The 18,074-nt window shown below is 52.5% G+C and carries 18 protein-coding genes; all 18 read right to left on the bottom strand.

Going from position 1 to position 18,074, the window contains the following annotated elements:
* Positions 1 to 38: 38 nt before the first annotated feature.
* The 18 genes from LG200_RS04320 to argF all read right to left on the bottom strand — a co-directional run bounded on the left by LG200_RS04320 (position 39) and on the right by argF (position 18,061).
* A complete protein-coding gene (locus LG200_RS04320) occupies positions 39 to 530 on the bottom strand; it encodes a CvpA family protein (protein WP_226756358.1) in 492 nt (163 codons plus the stop codon).
* A 3-nt stretch (positions 531 to 533) separates the two neighbouring features.
* Entirely contained in the window at positions 534 to 1,223 is a 690-nt protein-coding gene (locus tag LG200_RS04315) for an SPOR domain-containing protein (protein ID WP_226756357.1), read from the bottom strand.
* A 12-nt stretch (positions 1,224 to 1,235) separates the two neighbouring features.
* Positions 1,236 to 2,525: a bifunctional tetrahydrofolate synthase/dihydrofolate synthase gene (folC, locus tag LG200_RS04310; RefSeq protein WP_226756356.1), complete on the bottom strand. Its 1,290-nt coding sequence runs from the start codon at positions 2,523 to 2,525 to the stop codon at positions 1,236 to 1,238.
* Between the two features lie 18 nt (positions 2,526 to 2,543).
* Positions 2,544 to 3,413, bottom strand: a complete 870-nt coding sequence (gene accD, locus LG200_RS04305; RefSeq protein ID WP_226756355.1) for an acetyl-CoA carboxylase, carboxyltransferase subunit beta — start codon at positions 3,411 to 3,413, stop codon at positions 2,544 to 2,546.
* A 67-nt stretch (positions 3,414 to 3,480) separates the two neighbouring features.
* Entirely contained in the window at positions 3,481 to 4,275 is a 795-nt protein-coding gene (gene trpA, locus LG200_RS04300; protein WP_226756354.1) for a tryptophan synthase subunit alpha, read from the bottom strand.
* A gap of 18 nt (positions 4,276 to 4,293) precedes the next feature.
* Positions 4,294 to 5,496 (bottom strand): tryptophan synthase subunit beta, encoded by a 1,203-nt coding sequence (gene trpB / locus LG200_RS04295; protein ID WP_226756353.1) that lies wholly within the window; start codon positions 5,494 to 5,496, stop codon positions 4,294 to 4,296.
* Positions 5,483 to 6,106, bottom strand: coding sequence for a phosphoribosylanthranilate isomerase (locus tag LG200_RS04290; RefSeq protein ID WP_226756352.1), 624 nt, complete (start codon positions 6,104 to 6,106; stop codon positions 5,483 to 5,485). Before LG200_RS04290 ends, trpB begins: the two co-directional genes overlap by 14 nt.
* Positions 6,107 to 6,185: 79 nt before the next feature.
* A complete protein-coding gene (gene truA / locus LG200_RS04285; RefSeq protein ID WP_226756351.1) occupies positions 6,186 to 7,004 on the bottom strand; it encodes a tRNA pseudouridine(38-40) synthase TruA in 819 nt (272 codons plus the stop codon).
* 104 nt (positions 7,005 to 7,108) lie between these two features.
* Entirely contained in the window at positions 7,109 to 10,267 is a 3,159-nt protein-coding gene (locus LG200_RS04280; RefSeq protein ID WP_226756350.1) for a FimV/HubP family polar landmark protein, read from the bottom strand.
* Between the two features lie 77 nt (positions 10,268 to 10,344).
* Positions 10,345 to 11,457, bottom strand: coding sequence for an aspartate-semialdehyde dehydrogenase (gene asd, locus LG200_RS04275; RefSeq protein WP_226756349.1), 1,113 nt, complete (start codon positions 11,455 to 11,457; stop codon positions 10,345 to 10,347).
* A 48-nt stretch (positions 11,458 to 11,505) separates the two neighbouring features.
* The gene (gene leuB / locus LG200_RS04270; RefSeq protein WP_226756348.1) at positions 11,506 to 12,561 is read right to left on the bottom strand and encodes a 3-isopropylmalate dehydrogenase; all 1,056 of its coding nucleotides are present in this window, start codon (positions 12,559 to 12,561) and stop codon (positions 11,506 to 11,508) included.
* A gap of 30 nt (positions 12,562 to 12,591) precedes the next feature.
* Positions 12,592 to 13,230 (bottom strand): 3-isopropylmalate dehydratase small subunit, encoded by a 639-nt coding sequence (leuD, locus tag LG200_RS04265; protein WP_226756347.1) that lies wholly within the window; start codon positions 13,228 to 13,230, stop codon positions 12,592 to 12,594.
* 10 nt (positions 13,231 to 13,240) lie between these two features.
* Positions 13,241 to 13,369 carry an entericidin A/B family lipoprotein gene (locus LG200_RS04260; protein WP_226756346.1) on the bottom strand — a complete coding sequence of 43 codons (129 nt, stop codon included), beginning with the start codon at positions 13,367 to 13,369 and terminating at the stop codon, positions 13,241 to 13,243.
* A gap of 8 nt (positions 13,370 to 13,377) precedes the next feature.
* Entirely contained in the window at positions 13,378 to 14,784 is a 1,407-nt protein-coding gene (gene leuC / locus LG200_RS04255) for a 3-isopropylmalate dehydratase large subunit (RefSeq protein WP_226756345.1), read from the bottom strand.
* A 60-nt stretch (positions 14,785 to 14,844) separates the two neighbouring features.
* Positions 14,845 to 15,339 carry a YajQ family cyclic di-GMP-binding protein gene (locus LG200_RS04250; protein ID WP_226756344.1) on the bottom strand — a complete coding sequence of 165 codons (495 nt, stop codon included), beginning with the start codon at positions 15,337 to 15,339 and terminating at the stop codon, positions 14,845 to 14,847.
* A gap of 172 nt (positions 15,340 to 15,511) precedes the next feature.
* The gene (ppnP, locus tag LG200_RS04245) at positions 15,512 to 15,823 is read right to left on the bottom strand and encodes a pyrimidine/purine nucleoside phosphorylase (RefSeq protein WP_226756343.1); all 312 of its coding nucleotides are present in this window, start codon (positions 15,821 to 15,823) and stop codon (positions 15,512 to 15,514) included.
* Positions 15,824 to 15,883: 60 nt separating this feature from the next.
* Complete coding sequence (locus LG200_RS04240) at positions 15,884 to 17,104, bottom strand: argininosuccinate synthase (RefSeq protein ID WP_226756342.1); 1,221 nt, start codon at positions 17,102 to 17,104, stop codon at positions 15,884 to 15,886.
* Positions 17,105 to 17,146: 42 nt separating this feature from the next.
* Entirely contained in the window at positions 17,147 to 18,061 is a 915-nt protein-coding gene (gene argF / locus LG200_RS04235) for an ornithine carbamoyltransferase (protein ID WP_226756341.1), read from the bottom strand.
* Between the last annotated feature and the right edge of the window lie 13 nt (positions 18,062 to 18,074).

Below are 18,074 nucleotides of genomic sequence, written 5' to 3'. Positions count from 1 at the left end.
AGAATCCGGAAAAAGCTAAATGAGCGGTTGCTCTCAATTTAGTCATATTTAACATGCTTCGCAATATCCTGCGGGAACCAAGGCAACACGGCAATGACCATTGCCTCCAATGGAGCACTGAACATTGCATTTCGCCAGCGTTGGTCTTGTGGCAATGCTGTCAGCCCAGCCAACAACACCAAGATTCCGACAATCATGATGCCTCGCGCCAACCCAAAAATCACTCCCAAAGAGCGATCGAGCCAGCTCAAACCAATTTTTTTGAATATGTGTGAAATTGCAATTGCCAGCAGGCTACAAACCAATAATGAGGACAAAAATAAAATTAAAAAGGCCGCCAGGAATCGTAACTCCTCACTTGGGATAGACTCAGGCAAGAAAGCTGAAAACTCAACCGTATAAAACCTGGCTACAATAAAGGCAACAACCCAGCTGACCAGCGCCAGGACTTCGCGGACAAAACCGCGCATTACGCTTAATAATACAGAAAAACCGATAATACCCAGCACTGCATAATCAAAACCAGTCATTGCTTATTTATTGGTAATGACCATTCCAGACAAACCAACAGCCTTTACCTTAGCCAAGGCCTGCTCCGCAGCTTCACGACTGGCAAAAGGCCCAACCCTTAGCCGGGTTTTCTCTCCGCTCGCCGTGGGAATACTTTCCGTGTGCGACTTCAAGCCCTGGCCCGACAATTTGTCCTGTAAATTCTTAACGTTAATAGGGTCGGAGAATACGCCGATCTGCACCAAAAAGCTACCGCCAGACACTGGCTTTGGTACTGCCTGTTTTCCCATTACAGGTTTGGACGGCTCTGGCTTATGGCCCTCCGGTTTAGGTGATACTGGCTTGGCTTCTGGCTTTTTGATCTCTTTCGCTGGAGCTGGTACCGGCTTGACAGGCTCGATTGCAACAGGCGCCATCGGGCCTGCTTCAGGGTCTTGATCTTCACCTATATCCTGAGGAGATGACAATATGGGTTCGGACACAACCTCTTCTGTAGTTTCTGACGCAGGTGCCACTTTGGAGGTGAATTCCGGCCCATCCTGACTTGGGATATTGATGGCAATTTCCTGAGGAGGAATCTTGGTGCTGCGATCATCCAGCACCATGGGCAATATCGTTACCATCAACAGGACCAGGGCAATCGCACCAACCAGGCGCCGGCGTGCACGTTTCTTGAACTGAAGTTCCTGCTCATTCGTCTGGTCAGAAGCCATCAAAAATCCTACTTAATCTGAGTGAATTACCGCAAGTTCGCCCATTACATCGGCGACGGTGAAAAATGAACCAAAGACAATGATTCTATCATTTTCGCCCGCATCGATACAGGCCTGTCTATAAGCACTAATGACATTCTCATAACCACAGGCCTGAGCATTCTCTTTCGTTGCCGCTGCAATGAAAGCAAGTAGCTGCGCCTGAGTAGCTCCACGCAAATGTCCTACACTTGCAACGTACCAGGCATCGATGTGGGGTGCCATTACACTCACCACGCCGGCTATATCCTTGTCTGCGAGCATTGAGAATACAGCTATGGTGCGCCCCGCAATGGGACGCTGCTGCAAATTCTCAGCCAGGGCAACTGCCGCGTGAGGGTTATGCGCTACATCAAGAATGACCTGGGGGTTTGTGCGGCAGGACTGGAAACGCCCATTCAGGGTAACCTCTTGCAGGCCTTGCCGGATATGAGCAATATTAACTGGCAGAGTTGACTGCATGGCATGCAAGGCATTGATCACGCAGGCGGCATTATTGAGCTGGAAATCCCCTGCCAATGCTGGCAAAGGGAGAGACAGGCTGGCAGCACCGACGCGATACTCCCAACCATCTTCCAGATGACTGGGGGCAAAATCCTGGCCGATACAACGCAGATCAGCTCCTATTTGCTTGGCATAGGTTTTGAGGGATTGTGGTGGATGTTCGTCGCCACAAATGGCAGCGATGCCAGTGCGGAAAACTCCGGCCTTTTCCCGGCCTATGCATTCCCGGTCATTGCCCAGGAAATCCATATGATCCAGATCGATACTAGTCACAATGGTGCAAGCAGGTGTAAAAACATTGACGGCATCCAGTCTTCCGCCCAACCCCACTTCAAGAATGGCCACATCAACTGCCGCTTGAGTGAAATGCCACACAGCTGCCAAGGTACCGAACTCAAAATAAGTCAGCGAGGTATCCCGCCTTGCAGCTTCCACGGCATCAAATGCCTTGATCAGATCGGCATCAGCAATTTCCTGGCACCCAACACGCACACGTTCGCTATAGCGTACAAAGTGAGGAGATGTATAACAGCCCACGCGATATCCAGCAGCGTGATAAACACGCTCCAGCATGGCACAAGTAGAACCCTTGCCATTCGTACCGGCAACGATGATCACAGGAAATGCAGGATCCAGGTTCAGGTGTTTACGCACCAGATCCACACGCTCCAGCCCCATTTCAATAGATGCTGGATGTAAGGCTTCAATATAGGCAAGCCATCCCGCCAGATCAGCGGGAATAGGTAAAGATGGAGTCACAGATAAATAATATGTCGATTAGACAGGGCTCAAAGGAGTACGCATGAAAGCGGTCAGGATGGTTGCCAGCTTATCGCGCATCTCCCTGCGATCAACAATCATATCAATGGCACCATGTTCCAGCAGGAACTCTGAGCGCTGGAAGCCATCAGGCAGGGTCTCTCGCACGGTTTGCTCAATTACACGAGGACCGGCAAAACCGATCAGCGCCTGGGGTTCGGCAATAATGACATCACCAAGCATGGCAAAGCTGGCTGAAACCCCTCCCATGGTAGGGTCAGTCAGTACCGACACATAAGGCAGGCCCGCCTTGCTTAACTGGGTCAGGGCAGCACTGGTTTTCGCCATCTGCATCAAGGAGAAGAGACCTTCCTGCATACGTGCGCCACCACTGGCAGAAACACAAATAAATGGCGCCCTGTTATCAATGGCGGCCTGTACACCCCGGGCAAAACGCTCACCTACTACGGACCCCATGGAGCCACCCATGAATTTGAATTCAAAAGCAGCTGCTACCACTCCTACCGATTTGATGCTGCCCTGCATGACGATGAGGGAGTCAGTCTCTTCCATTTCAGACTGTGTCGCCTTGAGGCGATCAACATATCGTTTACTGTCCTTGAACTTGAGTGGATCAATTGGCTGCACTTCCGCACCAATCTCAAGACGACCTTCCGCATCAAGCAATAGATCCAGACGTGATCGTGCTGAAATACGATTATGATAAGAACACTTGGGACAAACCTCTGCATTACCCTCGAGATCTGTACGGTAGAGCACTGCTTCACATGAAGGACATTTGCTCCACAGACCCTCAGGCACTGTTTTCCGGCTATTTCCCACAGGGCGGTTAATCTTTGGAGGCAGAAGTTTTTGCAACCAGCTCATGGTCTATCCTTTTACGTTAGGTGGATGCGGGGCCATCAACAACCACGCTTCATCTATGGGCTTGCGATTAGTCTATCGCCTGGCGCAGCTCACTAGTGAGCTGCCTGACATTGTTCAACAAGTTAGCTTCATTAGAGCTCTCAATTTCCTGGATCATGCGGCTGCCCACCACAATGGCATCCGCCACTTCTGCAACAGCCTTGGCAGTTGCAGCATCACGCACACCGAATCCAACCCCTATAGGAAGGTCAGTCTGGGTACGAATGGCAGCAACTCGCTCGCCGACCTCTGTGATATTCAAGTTTTGCGAGCCTGTTACGCCCTTGAGCGAAACATAATAAACAAAACCACTGGCCTGCCCCGTAATCATGGAGACACGCTTGGCATCCGAGGTGGGCGATAGAAGAAAAATTGGATCAAGCTGGCGGGATTTGAGCAATCCGACAAAATCCTCGGACTCCTCAGGTGGATAATCCACAATCAATACGCCATCCACGCCAACCTGGTTTGCACGTTCGGCAAACTGTTGCTGGCCCATAGCTTCAACCGGATTGGCATAGCCCATCAGCACAATGGGAGTTCTATTGTCCTGCTGCCTGAATTCCCCCACCATTTCCAGCACGTCACCCAAGCTGACATGGTGGGCCAAGGCACGCTCTGTTGCACGCTGGATAACAGGGCCATCTGCCATCGGATCGGAAAATGGTATGCCCAGCTCGATCACGTCAGAACCGGCTTCAACCAGGGCATGCATCAGGGCAACAGTGTGTTTTGGATGAGGATCACCAGCAGTAATATAGGGAATCAGGGCTTTTTTTCCTTGCGACTTCAATGCCGCAAATGTTGCTTGAATACGTGACATGTATGCTAGAACCAGAATTTATAGGGTAATGCCGGAAAGGCCGGCAACAGTGTTGATATCCTTGTCGCCACGACCAGACAAATTAACCAGCAACGTCTTGTCCGGAGACATGGTAGCAGCCAATTTCATGGCATATGCCAAGGCATGACTGGACTCAAGTGCAGGGATAATTCCCTCGGTGCGGCACAAAGTATGGAAAGCATCCATGGCCTCATCATCAGTGATCGCGACATATTCAGCACGCTTGATATCCTTGAGCCACGCATGTTCAGGCCCAACCCCAGGATAATCCAGCCCGGCAGACACAGAATGGGTTTCGATAATCTGGCCATTGGCATCCTGCATCAGATAAGTACGGTTGCCATGCAGGACACCAGCCGGGCTGTTGGCTGTCAGCGGTGCGGCATGCCTGCCTGTTTCTATCCCATGCCCTGCTGCCTCTACACCGATCAGACGAACATCCTCCACGTCGATATAAGGATAGAAAATCCCCATTGCATTGGAACCGCCACCTACACAGGCGATAATTGCATCGGGCTGACGGCCGGTCATTTCGAGCATCTGCTCCTTGGCTTCTATTCCAATAACCGCCTGAAAATCCCTTACCATCATGGGATAAGGGTGAGGGCCTGCAACCGTGCCAATGATATAGAATGTATTGGAAATATTGGTGACCCAATCCCGCATGGCTTCATTCAAGGCGTCCTTGAGTGTTTTTGAGCCGCTTTCAACCGGGATCACTGTTGCTCCCAGCAATTTCATGCGATACACATTGGGGGCCTGGCGCTTGACATCCTCGGAACCCATATACACTACGCACTCCAGGCCCAGCCGCGCTGCAATCGTTGCTGTGGCCACTCCATGCTGCCCTGCCCCGGTTTCCGCAATCACGCGCGGCTTGCCCATGCGCTTGGCCAACAATGCCTGGCCTATGGTGTTATTGACCTTGTGTGCGCCAGTATGGTTAAGGTCTTCGCGTTTTAGATAGATTTTTGCACCGCCGATTTTTTCGGACAATCTCTGTGCATAGTAGATAGGGCTGGGCCTGCCGACAAAATGCTTCAGGTCATAGGCAAATTCGGCTAAAAACTCAGGATCATGACGATAACGCTCGTACATGACTCGCAACTCTTCCAACGCCTCAATCAGGGTTTCGGCGACAAAAATACCGCCGTAAGGGCCAAAATGACCACGTGCATCCGGCATATCATAAAGCTGCATTGTGTACTCCTCGCATGAATGCGGTCATCTTGACCGCATCCTTGATTCCTTTGGTTTTCTCGACGCCACCGCTGACATCCACTGCATATGGCCGGACCTGACGTATGGCGGCAGCGATATTTTCAGGGGTAAGGCCACCTGCCAGCACTATCGGCAATGGCATATCGGCAGGGATGAGATGCCAGTCAAAAACCTGCCCAGTCCCCCCTGCAATACCTTCTGCATACGCATCCAATAATAGCGCACGTGCATCATTATATTGAGTTGCGTATTGTAGCAAATTTGTCCCGCTCCTGACGCGAATTGCCTTCATATAAGGCAAGCCATAACGACGGCAGTCTGCCGGTGCTTCATCTCCATGGAACTGCAACATATTCAGCCTGATGCGGGATAGTACATGTTCGATCTCAGCCGGCTCAGCATCAACAAACAAGCCGACCACACTGACAAAAGGCGGCAAGGCAGCAATAATCTCACCAGCCTGTTCCAGATCTACGTTGCGTGGACTGGAAGCATAAAATACCAGGCCGATCGCATCAGTACCACTGACTACAGCAGCCAGTGCATCCTCTACGCGGGTAATGCCACATATCTTAACGCGGGTGCGCAATTCATATCCCTGTCATTTAAAGGCGGTAGCCTACATTAAAGATTGAAACATGTCACAAAAATACGAGATGCCGGTAGCATCAATCAATCCCGATCTCAAGCTTGCGGCTTGTCATAGGCAGACCCCAGCGCTCATCGTAGCCGACTCCTGCCAGATATAACCCATCAGGAGCGAAAGTGGGAGGTGATTTGGTACGGTCACGGCTCGCAAGCAACTCCAGCATGAACTCTGGCGCGTACTTACCCTTGCCGATATATACAAGCGCACCCACCATATTGCGGACCTGATGATGCAGGAAAGCATTAGCACAAAAATCAAAGAGCAGACTGCTACCCACAGCTCGAACACCGGCTATATGCATCTGCTTGATCGGTGACTTAGCCTGGCATTCTGCTGCACGGAATGCACTGAAATCATGTTGCCCAAGCAGATAGGCTGCAGCTTGTTGCATAGGTTCAAGACGTAATGGCTGATGGAACCAGCCAGCCTTGCCAGACATGATAGCCGGAGCCACCGGCTGGTTGATAAGCCAGTATTGGTAACTGCGCTGAAAAGCGTCAAATCGTGCGTGAAAACGCTCATCCACCTCTTGCGCCCAAAGAACCCGCAAGCTTGCTGGAAGATGGGCGTTTACTCCGCGCACCCAAGCACTTAGCGGGCGCACAGCTATGGTGTCAAAATGCACGATTTGCGACAGCGCATGCACCCCGGCATCAGTACGTCCTGCAGCAGCCACTCGCACGGCATGGCCTGCCACTTCAGCTAATGCCAACTCCAGCGCATCCTGTACGGCAAGTCCATTCGGCTGACTTTGCCAACCGCAAAAGCCAGAGCCGTCATACTCCAGCCCAAGCGCAAGCCTCGCCAGATTATCCTGTTCAAAACAATGCTTGTTCATACCTATATTCTATCCTTAGCATCTGCCTATAATAAAACCGCATATCCAAAGCACCACAATAAAAAAGCCGGGAACAATCCCGGCTTTCATGAGCAGGCTTTGATTTATGCCAAGTCATCCAGAATAGCCTGAGCCCTTCGTTTCTGGTTGGGCCCGCCTTCTTGCAGAATTTCTTCCAGCAACTCACGTGCACCTTCATTGTCACCCATATCCATATAGGCCGTAACAAGATCCAGCTTGGTGTCTACATCTGCCGACTCTTCAGCATTACTGCCAGTATCAAGGCTTTCAGCGTCTGGATTATCCGCCACATCAAGACTGATGCCGGAAAGATCAATGTCCGCAACAGACCCCGGTTCATCATCCGGTGCATCAATATCAAATTCAGGAAGCACTAATTCATCTGCAGTAGCAGTATTGTCTGCTTGCACACTATCCCCGCCCTCAAGATCAATATCATCAAAATTGAAATGTGGCACGCTGTCGTTCTGCTCCACTGGAGACTCCAGGGTGATCTCCTCAATCTCGCCTGCAGCCTGCTCTATTTCATTCCCTTCCTCAAGGGAAGGCAGTTCCGGGCTTGCATTTTCGATACTCTCGGCATCTGGAGTATCGGTATCGGCACCATCAAAACTGATTTCCGGCAGATCAAAATCTATAGTCGGCAACTCATCGCCGGCTGTTGCAACAGACTCAGCTTGCGCTTCAGGAGCAGGTAACTCGAATTCGGGCAGTTGAAGCTCGGGCAGGTCAAAATCAACTTCCGCGTTCCCGGACTCTAGTTGCGCAACTTGCTTTTCTTCTGCATCCAGGTCAATAGTAGAGAGAGGCTCAGTCTCTGATTCAGCTGCAGAAAGTTCAGGCAAATCGAAATCAGGAATCGAAGCATCCAGCTCTGCAATATCCAATTGCATGCTATTTTTAGCTGCGGGTTCAGGCAAATCCAGGGAGAAATCCATGGAGTTGTCTTCCAGGCCAAAGTCCGTGCCTGCCTTTGCTACACTGCCGGATGCTATTCCAGCATCAGTCTCCCGAGTGGCAGGAATATCAAAATCCAGATCAGGCAAGGATGCGGATGCGTCATCCACAACAGACGATGTAGATAACGCCGGTTCAAATGTCAGGCCAGCATCTAGCGCACCTTCATTATCTTCCTGCTCAGCAGCATCCTGATCACTTGCAATATTCGCGATTGCGGCACCAGCTACTGCAGCACCGGCCAGGGACAAGGCAGCCGAATCAAGTTCGTCCACCTTGCTGAAATCACTGGCACTCAGCTTGCCAGCACCAGTTGTTCCAGCTGCAATAGTTGCTGGCTTGGAATCTCGGTCTGCTGTATAGAGTGGATTATTAGGCTCCAGCTTGTGCCCCATCTCGGCCACTTTAGCCCAGATCGGGTCCGAAGCGCCCAGCGTGGTATAGATTTCACCAGCTACAGTCTCAAATGCTGAAGCATCATTGCGCGCAGCATAAATTTCCAGCAGCTTGACATGCAATTCGTGACGCTGAGGCTCCTTGACAATAGCGTCTTTGAGAATCTCTTCCGCCTGGGCGTCCCGTCCATACGCCATATACACTTCGGCTTCAGCGATAGGATCGACATCATGGGTATCGATCATACCCCCAGTGTTCTGCGAAAAATCGGTCAGGAAAGAGGTATCGCCTGTATTGATGGTCGCACCAGCAGTATTGCCAAATACGGTATTTGCCTTCAGGCCACCCGAGGTTTGAATGCCTTTTTCAAAGCTATCCAGCTCTCGCTTGCGCTTATTACGCATAAATAGCCATGCTCCAAGCAGCAGGACAAGCGCGCCACCCGCCAGCGCAGGAAGCAAAGGATCATCGCCAAAAACCTCATCCACAAGACTTGTGTCCTCCGCTACCGAAGGAGGCGGGGCCACCACTGCAGGCTTTTTGGCTTCAGGGGCAGCGGCTGGCTCTATCTGTGGCGCCTCACCAGGCTCTTCTGTGGCAGGCGGATTCACTTCAGCTTCGGGCTTTTCTTCTGCTGCAGGAGGCGCTTCTGCTGGCTTGGCCTCGACTGGCGGTGCTGGTGCTGCATTATTGTTTTGTAGGTTAGCGAGAGATTGGTTCTTGATTGCCAACAGTTTCTGCATGTCGGAAATCTGCTTTTCCAGCATTGCAGCTCGTTCAGAGGCTTCAGCCAAACTCTTGTCTTTAGCTGTCAACTCTTCCTGCAAGGCATTCAGTCTGTCCTGCTCTGCCTTGATCCCCTTGGCATCGCTACGGGAAAGCTTGACGACGTCACGAGGGCCGTTATCGGCTGGTGCTGCCTGGTCAGTCGCAGCCGCGGAAATTCTGCCGGATGCAGATTGAGAACTAGTATCTGTAGAAGCTGTAGATTCAGCAGCCAATCCAGCTAGACGGTTGCGATACGCGTTCCAATCAGAGGACTGTATCCGCACTTCCCTGTTTGCCTGTTCCTGACTGATTGCCTGTAGCTCCGTGGCATCAGGAACGCGAAGAATTTGCCCGACCTTGAGGCGATTCATGTTCTTGCCAGCAAAGGCATCTTCATTGGCACGATACAAGCCCACCAACATCTGGTCCAGGCTCACGCCTTCAACCTGGTTCTGTTGTGCAATAGCGCTCAGGGTATCACCGCGCACTGTGGTATGACTTGCCGAAGCTGGCTGTGGTTGCGGCTGGACTTGGGGTGCAGGGGTCGGCTTTCTTGCTGCATTGTTACGTGCGGAATTGTTGCCGTTTGCATTATTGGCTGGGGCCGGAACTGCTGCCTGAGGGCCTGGTGCAGCAGCTGGGGTTGGCGGCAATTGCACGCCATTGTATACCTGGGCCTGATTGTTATTGTATCCAGGAGGATCCAGCAACACTGTGTACTCGCGAAGCAAACGCCCGGTTGACCAGTCAACCTGAATCAACATATCAAGAAACGGGTCGCTGACTGCCTGACGAGTGCTCAGTTTCAGCACAGGCGTCCCGTCGGTACGCCTGGCGACCTCTACCTTGATGGAGCCATGCAATGCCGTACGTTCCACCCCTTGAACGCTGTAGGCTTCTTGCGGTGCAATACTCGCGTTTAAAGAGGCAAGCTCATCAGGGGTGGTTGAAAGCAATTCAATTTCGGCGGATAGCGGTTCACCTAGCCCTGATGTAACAGTCAATCTACCTAGTCCAGCAGCCCCTGCAGCAACTGGCATCAATGCCAATAATACCGCGAGTGTAACCCCCTTTAATTTGGACTTGTGCACCATTCCACCCTTATCAACTTTAAATAGCATTATTAAATTAACATCAATCAGTTACAGTTTCAAGCTGATATAAAACTTTACATTTCTAATGCTAGTTGCAGTGATGATCAAGCTTCGACAAGAATCCGCAGCATGCGACGCAACGGTTCCGCAGCGCCCCACAACAACTGATCCCCCACTGTGAATGCAGACAGATACTCTTCGCCCATGCTCATTTTACGCAGGCGTCCCACGGGCGTACTCAAGGTACCTGTCACTGCCGCAGGACTCAACCGGGCCATAGTCACCGCACGCTGATTGGGGATCACCTCGGCCCAGTCATTTGCTTCGGCAAGCATGCTGTTGATCTCGTCCAGTGGCACGTTCTTTCTAAGCTTGATAGTCAGTGCCTGGGAATGGCACCTCATTGCTCCTATTCGGACACAAAGACCGTCAATTGGCACTGGGGAAGACTCACGGCCCAGTATCTTGTTGGTCTCGGCCTGTCCCTTCCACTCTTCCTTGCTCTGCCCATTACCCAGGTCCTTGTCTATCCAGGGAATCAAGCTACCAGCCAGTGGCGCACCAAAGTTCTCGATTGGGAAACTGGTATCACGCAGACTCTCTGCCACCTTGCGATCTATCTCCAGGATGGCAGACGCAGGATCGGCCAACAGGCCTTCAATCCCGGCGTGGATCACGCCCATTTGCCTGATCAGCTCGCGCATGTTTTGCGCACCGGCGCCGGAAGCTGCTTGATAGGTCATGGAAGTTGCCCATTCCACCAGGTCAGCCTTGAATAACCCACTCAGTGCCATCAGCATCAGGGAAACCGTACAGTTGCCTCCTATCCAGTTGCGTCCGCCGTTCGCCAACGAGTTTTTGATCACATTCAGGTTGACCGGATCGAGAATGATCACGGCATCTTTTTCCATGCGCAATGTGGAAGCGGCATCAATCCAGTGCCCAGCCCAACCCACTGCACGCAGGAGAGGGAAGATGTCAGTGGTATAGCCGCCGCCCTGACAGGAAACAATAATGTCCATGGCCTTCAGTTCGGCAATATTTTTTGCGTCTTTCAGGGGTGGTGTATCCCGGCCTATAGCAGGCCCCGCTCCACCAACTTGCGAGGTGGTAAAAAATACTGGTTCGATGTCATCGAAATCTCGCTCATCACGCATACGTTGCATGAGCACAGAACCCACCATGCCGCGCCAGCCGACAAAACCCACTCTAAACATTATCTCGTCCTGATCTTTTTAAATATGATTTATCACTCTACTCAGCCATCACAACGCTGCCACTACTGCATCGCCCATTTCACTGCACTTTACCTTACGCGTGCCTTCTGTCCAGATGTCCGCTGTACGATAGCCGTCTGCCAGCGCCTTTTTGACGGCAGTCTCGACACGCGCTGCATTGACTTCATCATTGAAGGTATAACGCAACATCATGGCGGCAGACAGGATGGTCGCCAATGGGTTGGCGATATCCTTGCCTGCAATGTCAGGCGCGGAGCCGTGGCTAGGCTCGTACATGCCCTTGTTGTTCTGATCCAGCGAAGCGGATGGCAGCATGCCAATGGAGCCAGTCAGCATGGAAGCCTCATCAGAAAGAATATCACCGAAAATATTACCGGTAACCATCACGTCAAACTGCTTTGGCGCACGGATCAGCTGCATCGCCGCGTTATCCACATACATATGGCTGAGTTCGACATCCGGATATTCCTTGGCCACCTCTATCATGACCTGGCGCCAAAGCTCTGTCGTTTCCAGCACGTTGGCCTTGTCCACGGAACAGACCTTCTTGTTGCGTTTCTGCGCAATGCCGAACGCTACATGGGCAATACGGCGGATTTCGGACTCGTTGTAGCGCATGGTATTGATGCCTTCTCGCTCGCCATTTTCCAACGTGGAAATGCCGCGTGGCTGGCCGAAGTAAATGTCGCCGGTCAGCTCGCGCACGATCATGATATCCAGTCCGGCCACTACTTCAGGCTTGAGGGTGGAAGCCGAGGCCAGTTCTGGATAAAGCAGCGCCGGACGCAGGTTGGCGAACAGATTGAGTTCCTTGCGGATACGCAGCAGACCGCGCTCAGGACGTTGGTCGCGAGGCAGCGTATCGTACTTCCAATCGCCCACGGCCCCCAGCAATACGGCATCAGACTCCTTGGCTAGTGCCAGCGTTGCCGCAGGCAGCGGATCGCCCGCGGCTTCATAGCCTGCACCGCCGATAGGCGCTTCCTGCAATTCCAGGTTGATATTCAGTGCATTTAGCACCTTCACTGCTTGCGCAACAATTTCAGGACCGATGCCGTCACCCGGCAATACTGCAATCTTCATAAAGGAATTTCCAGATTCTTAATTGAATAATTAATTGAAAAGCCAGGGCTGGGCCTGCTTGCGCTTCGCTTCAAACGCCTTGATTTCGTCGACATGCTGCAAGGTCAGGCCGATATCGTCGAGGCCGTTCAACAGGCAATGCTTGCGGAAAGCATCGACTTCAAAGGCATAAGACTGGCTATCCGGCGTGACTACGGTCTGCGTCTCAAGGTCGATGACCAGCTTGTAACCTTCGGTGGACTCAACCGCCTTGAACAGGGAATCAACGATTTCCGCTGAAAGAGTAATCGGCAGTATGCCGTTCTTGAAGCAGTTATTGAAAAAGATGTCGGCATAGCTGGGCGCGATGATCGCTCGAAAACCAAAATCCAGCAAAGCCCAGGGTGCGTGCTCGCGGCTGGAGCCGCAGCCGAAGTTCTCACGTGCCAGCAGCACGCTGGCACCCTGGTAGCGCGCCTGGTTCAGCGGGAAATCCGGGTTGAGCGGGCGCTTGCTGTTATCCATGCCGGGTTCGCCATGGTCAAGGTAGCGCCACTCGTCAAACGCATTGGGGCCGAAGCCGGCACGCTTGATGGACTTGAGGAACTGCTTGGGAATGATGGCGTCGGTATCGACATTGGCGCGATCCAGCGGCACCACTAATCCGTTTAACTGAGTAAATGCTTGCATAATGTTCTGACTATTTGGTTGATCTTTGAATGGCTTCGCCGGCTTTTTCAATATCCTTGCCGACCCCGTGAACGGTATTGCAGGCCGTCAGCGGCAATGCCGCCAGGCAGAACACAATGATGGCAATCCTTCGCTTCATACTGGCCCTTAATTCAACAACAGGCGCACATCAACGAAATGGCCAGCCACTGCCGCTGCTGCAGCCATTTCCGGGCTTACCAGGTGGGTGCGCCCACCCGGGCCCTGGCGGCCTTCAAAGTTACGGTTGGAAGTTGATGCACAACGCTCGCCAGGCTCCAGCCTGTCTGCATTCATGGCGAGGCACATGGAACAACCTGGCTCGCGCCATTCAAAACCGGCCTCCTTGAATATCTTGTCCAGCCCTTCCTGCTCGGCTTGTGCCTTGACCAGCCCAGAACCGGGCACCACCATCGCCAATTTCACGTTGGCAGCCACATGTTTGCCTTTTGCCACAGCAGCAGCCGCGCGCAAATCCTCGATACGTGAATTGGTGCATGAACCGATAAACACCTTGTCGATATTGATCTGGTCAATCGGCGTATTCGCCTCCAGTCCCATGTATTGCAGAGCACGCTCAATACCGCCACGCTTGGTCGGATCTGACTCCTTGGCGGGATCAGGCACGGAGCCGTTGATCGCAATCACCATTTCAGGCGAAGTGCCCCAAGTCACCTGAGGCTCTATCTCTTCAGCCTTCAGTTCCACAACCGCATCAAACCTGGCACCTTCATCACTATGCAAGGTGCTCCAGTAAGCCACAGCCGCATCCCACTGCTCCGGCCTGGGGGCATAAGGACGGCCCTTGACGTAGTTGATGGTTGTCTCATCCACCGCGACCATACCGGCGCGTGCGCCAGCTTCGATCGCCATATTACAGAGCGTCATGCGCCCTTCCATGCTCAAGGAACGGATAGCAGAGCCGGCAAACTCAATCGCGTAGCCGGTACCGCCAGCAGTACCGATTTTGCCGATGATCGCCAACGCAATATCCTTGGCCGTCACGCCATGGCCCAGTTTGCCTTCCACCCGCACTTGCATTGCCTTGGATTTTTTCTGCACCAGGCACTGCGTCGCCATGACATGTTCGACTTCGGACGTACCGATACCATGGGCCAATGCACCAAAAGCGCCGTGCGTACTGGTGTGCGAATCGCCGCACACCACCGTCATGCCTGGCAAGGTCGCCCCTTGCTCCGGACCCATGACATGGACGATACCCTGGCGTACATCCCCCATCTTGAACTCAGTCACGCCAAAATCGGTACAGTTCTGATCGAGGGTTTCTACCTGCAGGCGGGAAATCGGGTCGGCAATCCCATGGCTACGATCTGTCGTAGGCACGTTATGGTCAGGCACTGCCAGCACAGAGTTGATACGCCAAAGCCTGCGGCCAGCCAGCTTCAGGCCTTCAAAAGCCTGAGGACTGGTCACTTCGTGTACCAGGTGGCGGTCGATATAAATCAGCGCAGTGCCGTTTTCCTCACGCACCACATGGGAATCAAATAATTTGTCGTAAAGCGTTCTTGCTGACATAGGGTCTTTCTAACGAATGCTGCTTCCAAAATTCTTTTAACGTTTCACCGCGCAAAAGGTTTAGTCACGGAAATTGCCAAACTGCAAGGGGAAATCCGTCACAGACTTTTTAACAAAGGCAATCGCGTCTTGCAGCACATCACGCTTGGCACCGGACACGCGCACCTCATCGCCCTGTATGCTGGCCTGCACCTTGAGGCCGCTATCCTTTAACAGCTTGACGATTTTCTTTGCCAGCTCGGTATCGATGCCCGCCTTGATCTTCAGCACCTGCTTGACCTTGTTGCCGGAAACCTTCTGCACATCCTGATGGTCAAGACGCTTGGCGCTGTCAGCCTCCTTTTTCTCCATGGCAGGTAGCAAGATGGCCTTGATCTGGTCCAGTTGGAAATCAGAATCGCCATGCAAAGTCAGCAAGCTGTCTTTTTCATTGAGCTCAACAGCTGCACTGCTGCCCTTGAAGTCGTAACGGTTTGCTATGGTACGGCTGGATACGTCCACTGCATTTTTCAACGCAACCATATCCACTTCTGAAGAAATATCAAATGAAGGCATTGTCAGTTCTTCCTTTCAACTCATTTCATGCTTAGCCAAAAGCAATAAGCACCAATGGCTGGCCTGATAATGTAAACCTGAATTTAAAAACGCACCGCGGTCCTGCTTGCGTTGCGTATTGATCGCTCTTCCAACTATCCACAGGCTTGAAACTGGCCTGTACACCCATGTTTTACTCAAAATGGCAAACGTAATCCAGTGTTTCAGTGGTTTCAATATCGAAACTGGAATTACCCGGCACGGTAAACTTTTCACCAGCCTGATAGGTCTTCCATTCTGTTTCACCCTGCAGGCGCACTCTGCAGACGCCACCATTGATTTCCATCAGCTCAGGCGATCCGGTATTGAATGTCAAGCTGCTTGGGAAAATCACCCCTACCGTAGCACGGGTACCATTCTGGAACAGCACGGTGTGGCTCACACACTTGCCGTCGAAATAAATATTCGCCTTTTTCTTGACGCTGACATGATCAAACTGGGCCACAATAAATCTCCTGAATTCTCGTTATATACTCAACACTGGAGTGCTTAATGCACTGCCATATTACTTCTTGTTCCGCAGATTGCCTGCAATGCGCATGCGCAAGGCATTGAGTTTGATGAAACCGCCTGCATCGCGATGGTCATAAGCACCCGCATCATCCTCAAATGTTGCAATCGTTGAATCAAACAATGAATCCGTCTTGGAATCACGGCCAGTCACAATCACATTGCCCTTATACAGCTTGACCCTGACCCAGCCGTTGACAGTCTGCTGTGTATGATCGATCAGCGTCTGCAGCGTCACGCGCTCAGGACTCCACCAGTAACCGTTGTAAATCATGCTGGCATAGCGCGGCATGAGATCGTCCTTGAGATGGGCCACTTCGCGGTCCAGCGTGAGGGACTCAATCGCACGGTGTGCCTTGAGCAGGATGGTGCCGCCCGGGGTTTCATAGCAGCCGCGTGACTTCATGCCCACATAGCGGTTTTCCACCAGGTCCAGCCTGCCTATGCCATGCTTGCCGCCCAAACGGTTGAGCTCGGCCAACAGTTCATGCGGTTTCAATGCCTTGCCATTTAAAGAGATGGGGTCGCCATGGCGATATTCAATCTCCAGGTACTCCGCCTCGTCCGGTGCATTTTCCGGCGATACGGTCCAGCGCCACATATCCTCCTCAGCCTCGGCAGCCGGATTTTCCAGGTGGCGGCCTTCATAGGAAATATGCAGCAGGTTGGCGTCCATACTGTACGGGCTGCCGCCTTGCTTGTGCTTCATCTCGACTGGGATGCCGTTCTGCTCGGCATAGGCCAACAGCTTTTCGCGGCTCAGCAGGTCCCATTCTCGCCAAGGCGCGATGATCTTGATGTTTGAATCCAGCGCATAGGCGCCCAACTCAAACCGTACCTGGTCGTTACCCTTGCCGGTCGCGCCATGAGAGATAGCATCGGCATTGGTTTCATGGGCAATCTCGATCAGGCGCTTGGCAATCAATGGACGTGCGATCGAAGTCCCCAGCAGGTATTCGCCTTCATAGACGGTATTGGCGCGGAACATGGGGAAGACGAAATCGCGCACAAACTCTTCGCGCAGGTCATCAATATAGATTTCCTTGACGCCAAACTTCTTGGCTTTTTCGCGTGCAGGCTCAAGCTCTTCGCCCTGGCCGATATCTGCAGTAAAGGTCACGACTTCACACTGGTAAACATCCTGCAACCACTTCAGGATCACCGAGGTATCCAGGCCACCGGAATAAGCCAGTACGACTTTTTTCACATCACTCATTTAGCTGTTTCTTTCTCTATAAATCCAGTTCAATACTGCCAGTTAAACCCTGCCCAGCAGCAGGTATTCCATCAAGGCCTTCTGCACATGCAAGCGGTTCTCGGCTTCATCCCATACCACGGACTGCGCACCGTCTATCACTTCTGCCGCGACTTCCTCGCCGCGGTGCGCGGGCAGGCAATGCATGAACAAGGAATCCTTGCCGGCAATGCGCATCATATCGGCGTCAACCTGCCAATCCTGGAAGTCCCGGCGGCGCTCCTCGTTTTCCGCCTCAAACCCCATTGAAGTCCACACGTCAGTGGTCACCAGGTCGGCGCCTCGCGCGGCTTCCATCGGGTCTTCAAATTCCTCGTAATGATCGGTGCCGTACAGGTTGGCCCGCTCCGGCTCCACCTCGTAACCCGGCGGGGTGGAAACGTGCACGTTAAAATCAAATACTTCCGCCGCCTGCAGCCAGGTGTTGCATACATTGTTGGAGTCGCCGATCCAGGCCACCGTCTTGCCCTTTATCGGGCCTCGATGCTCGATAAAGGTGTAGATATCGGCCAGGATCTGGCACGGATGGTATTCATTGGTCAGGCCGTTGATCACGGGCACGCGCGAGTTTGCGGCAAAGCGCTCGATGATCTCCTGCTCAAAGGTACGGATCATGACGATGTCGCTCATGCGCGAAATCACCTGCGCCGCATCCTCCACCGGCTCACCGCGGCCAAGTTGGGAATCGCGGGTATTCAGGTAAATCGCGGAGCCGCCCAACTGCTGCATGCCGGCCTCAAATGAAAGGCGGGTACGGGTGCTGGCCTTCTCGAAGATCATCACCAACGTGCGGTCGCTCAAGGGCCAGTATTGCTTATAGCTCTTGAACTGTTCCTTGATCCAGCGAGTGCGATCAAAGATATGATTCAGCTCGTCACCGGTCAGGTCGTTTAGTTGTAGAAAATGTTTGATTGCCATAGGTTTTATGGTT

This window comes from Methylobacillus caricis (assembly GCF_020532705.1).
Lineage (GTDB): Bacteria > Pseudomonadota > Gammaproteobacteria > Burkholderiales > Methylophilaceae > Methylobacillus > Methylobacillus caricis.
This window is presented reverse-complemented; position numbering and strand designations above follow the sequence as displayed.

Coding starts and splice junctions, on each gene's coding strand:
- trpA (WP_226756354.1), bottom strand. CDS start 4,275: ATGTCACGTATTCAAGCAACATTTGCGGCATTGAAGTCGCAAGGAAAA.
- LG200_RS04240 (WP_226756342.1), bottom strand. CDS start 17,104: ATGAGTGATGTGAAAAAAGTCGTACTGGCTTATTCCGGTGGCCTGGAT.
- argF (WP_226756341.1), bottom strand. CDS start 18,061: ATGGCAATCAAACATTTTCTACAACTAAACGACCTGACCGGTGACGAG.
- leuD (WP_226756347.1), bottom strand. CDS start 13,230: ATGCAAGCATTTACTCAGTTAAACGGATTAGTGGTGCCGCTGGATCGC.
- LG200_RS04280 (WP_226756350.1), bottom strand. CDS start 10,267: ATGCTATTTAAAGTTGATAAGGGTGGAATGGTGCACAAGTCCAAATTA.
- trpB (WP_226756353.1), bottom strand. CDS start 5,496: ATGCAGCTTTATGATATGCCGGATGCACGTGGTCATTTTGGCCCTTAC.
- asd (WP_226756349.1), bottom strand. CDS start 11,457: ATGTTTAGAGTGGGTTTTGTCGGCTGGCGCGGCATGGTGGGTTCTGTG.
- LG200_RS04260 (WP_226756346.1), bottom strand. CDS start 13,369: ATGAAGCGAAGGATTGCCATCATTGTGTTCTGCCTGGCGGCATTGCCG.
- LG200_RS04320 (WP_226756358.1), bottom strand. CDS start 530: ATGACTGGTTTTGATTATGCAGTGCTGGGTATTATCGGTTTTTCTGTA.
- leuB (WP_226756348.1), bottom strand. CDS start 12,561: ATGAAGATTGCAGTATTGCCGGGTGACGGCATCGGTCCTGAAATTGTT.
- leuC (WP_226756345.1), bottom strand. CDS start 14,784: ATGTCAGCAAGAACGCTTTACGACAAATTATTTGATTCCCATGTGGTG.
- accD (WP_226756355.1), bottom strand. CDS start 3,413: ATGAGCTGGTTGCAAAAACTTCTGCCTCCAAAGATTAACCGCCCTGTG.
- LG200_RS04315 (WP_226756357.1), bottom strand. CDS start 1,223: ATGGCTTCTGACCAGACGAATGAGCAGGAACTTCAGTTCAAGAAACGT.
- LG200_RS04250 (WP_226756344.1), bottom strand. CDS start 15,339: ATGCCTTCATTTGATATTTCTTCAGAAGTGGATATGGTTGCGTTGAAA.
- truA (WP_226756351.1), bottom strand. CDS start 7,004: ATGAACAAGCATTGTTTTGAACAGGATAATCTGGCGAGGCTTGCGCTT.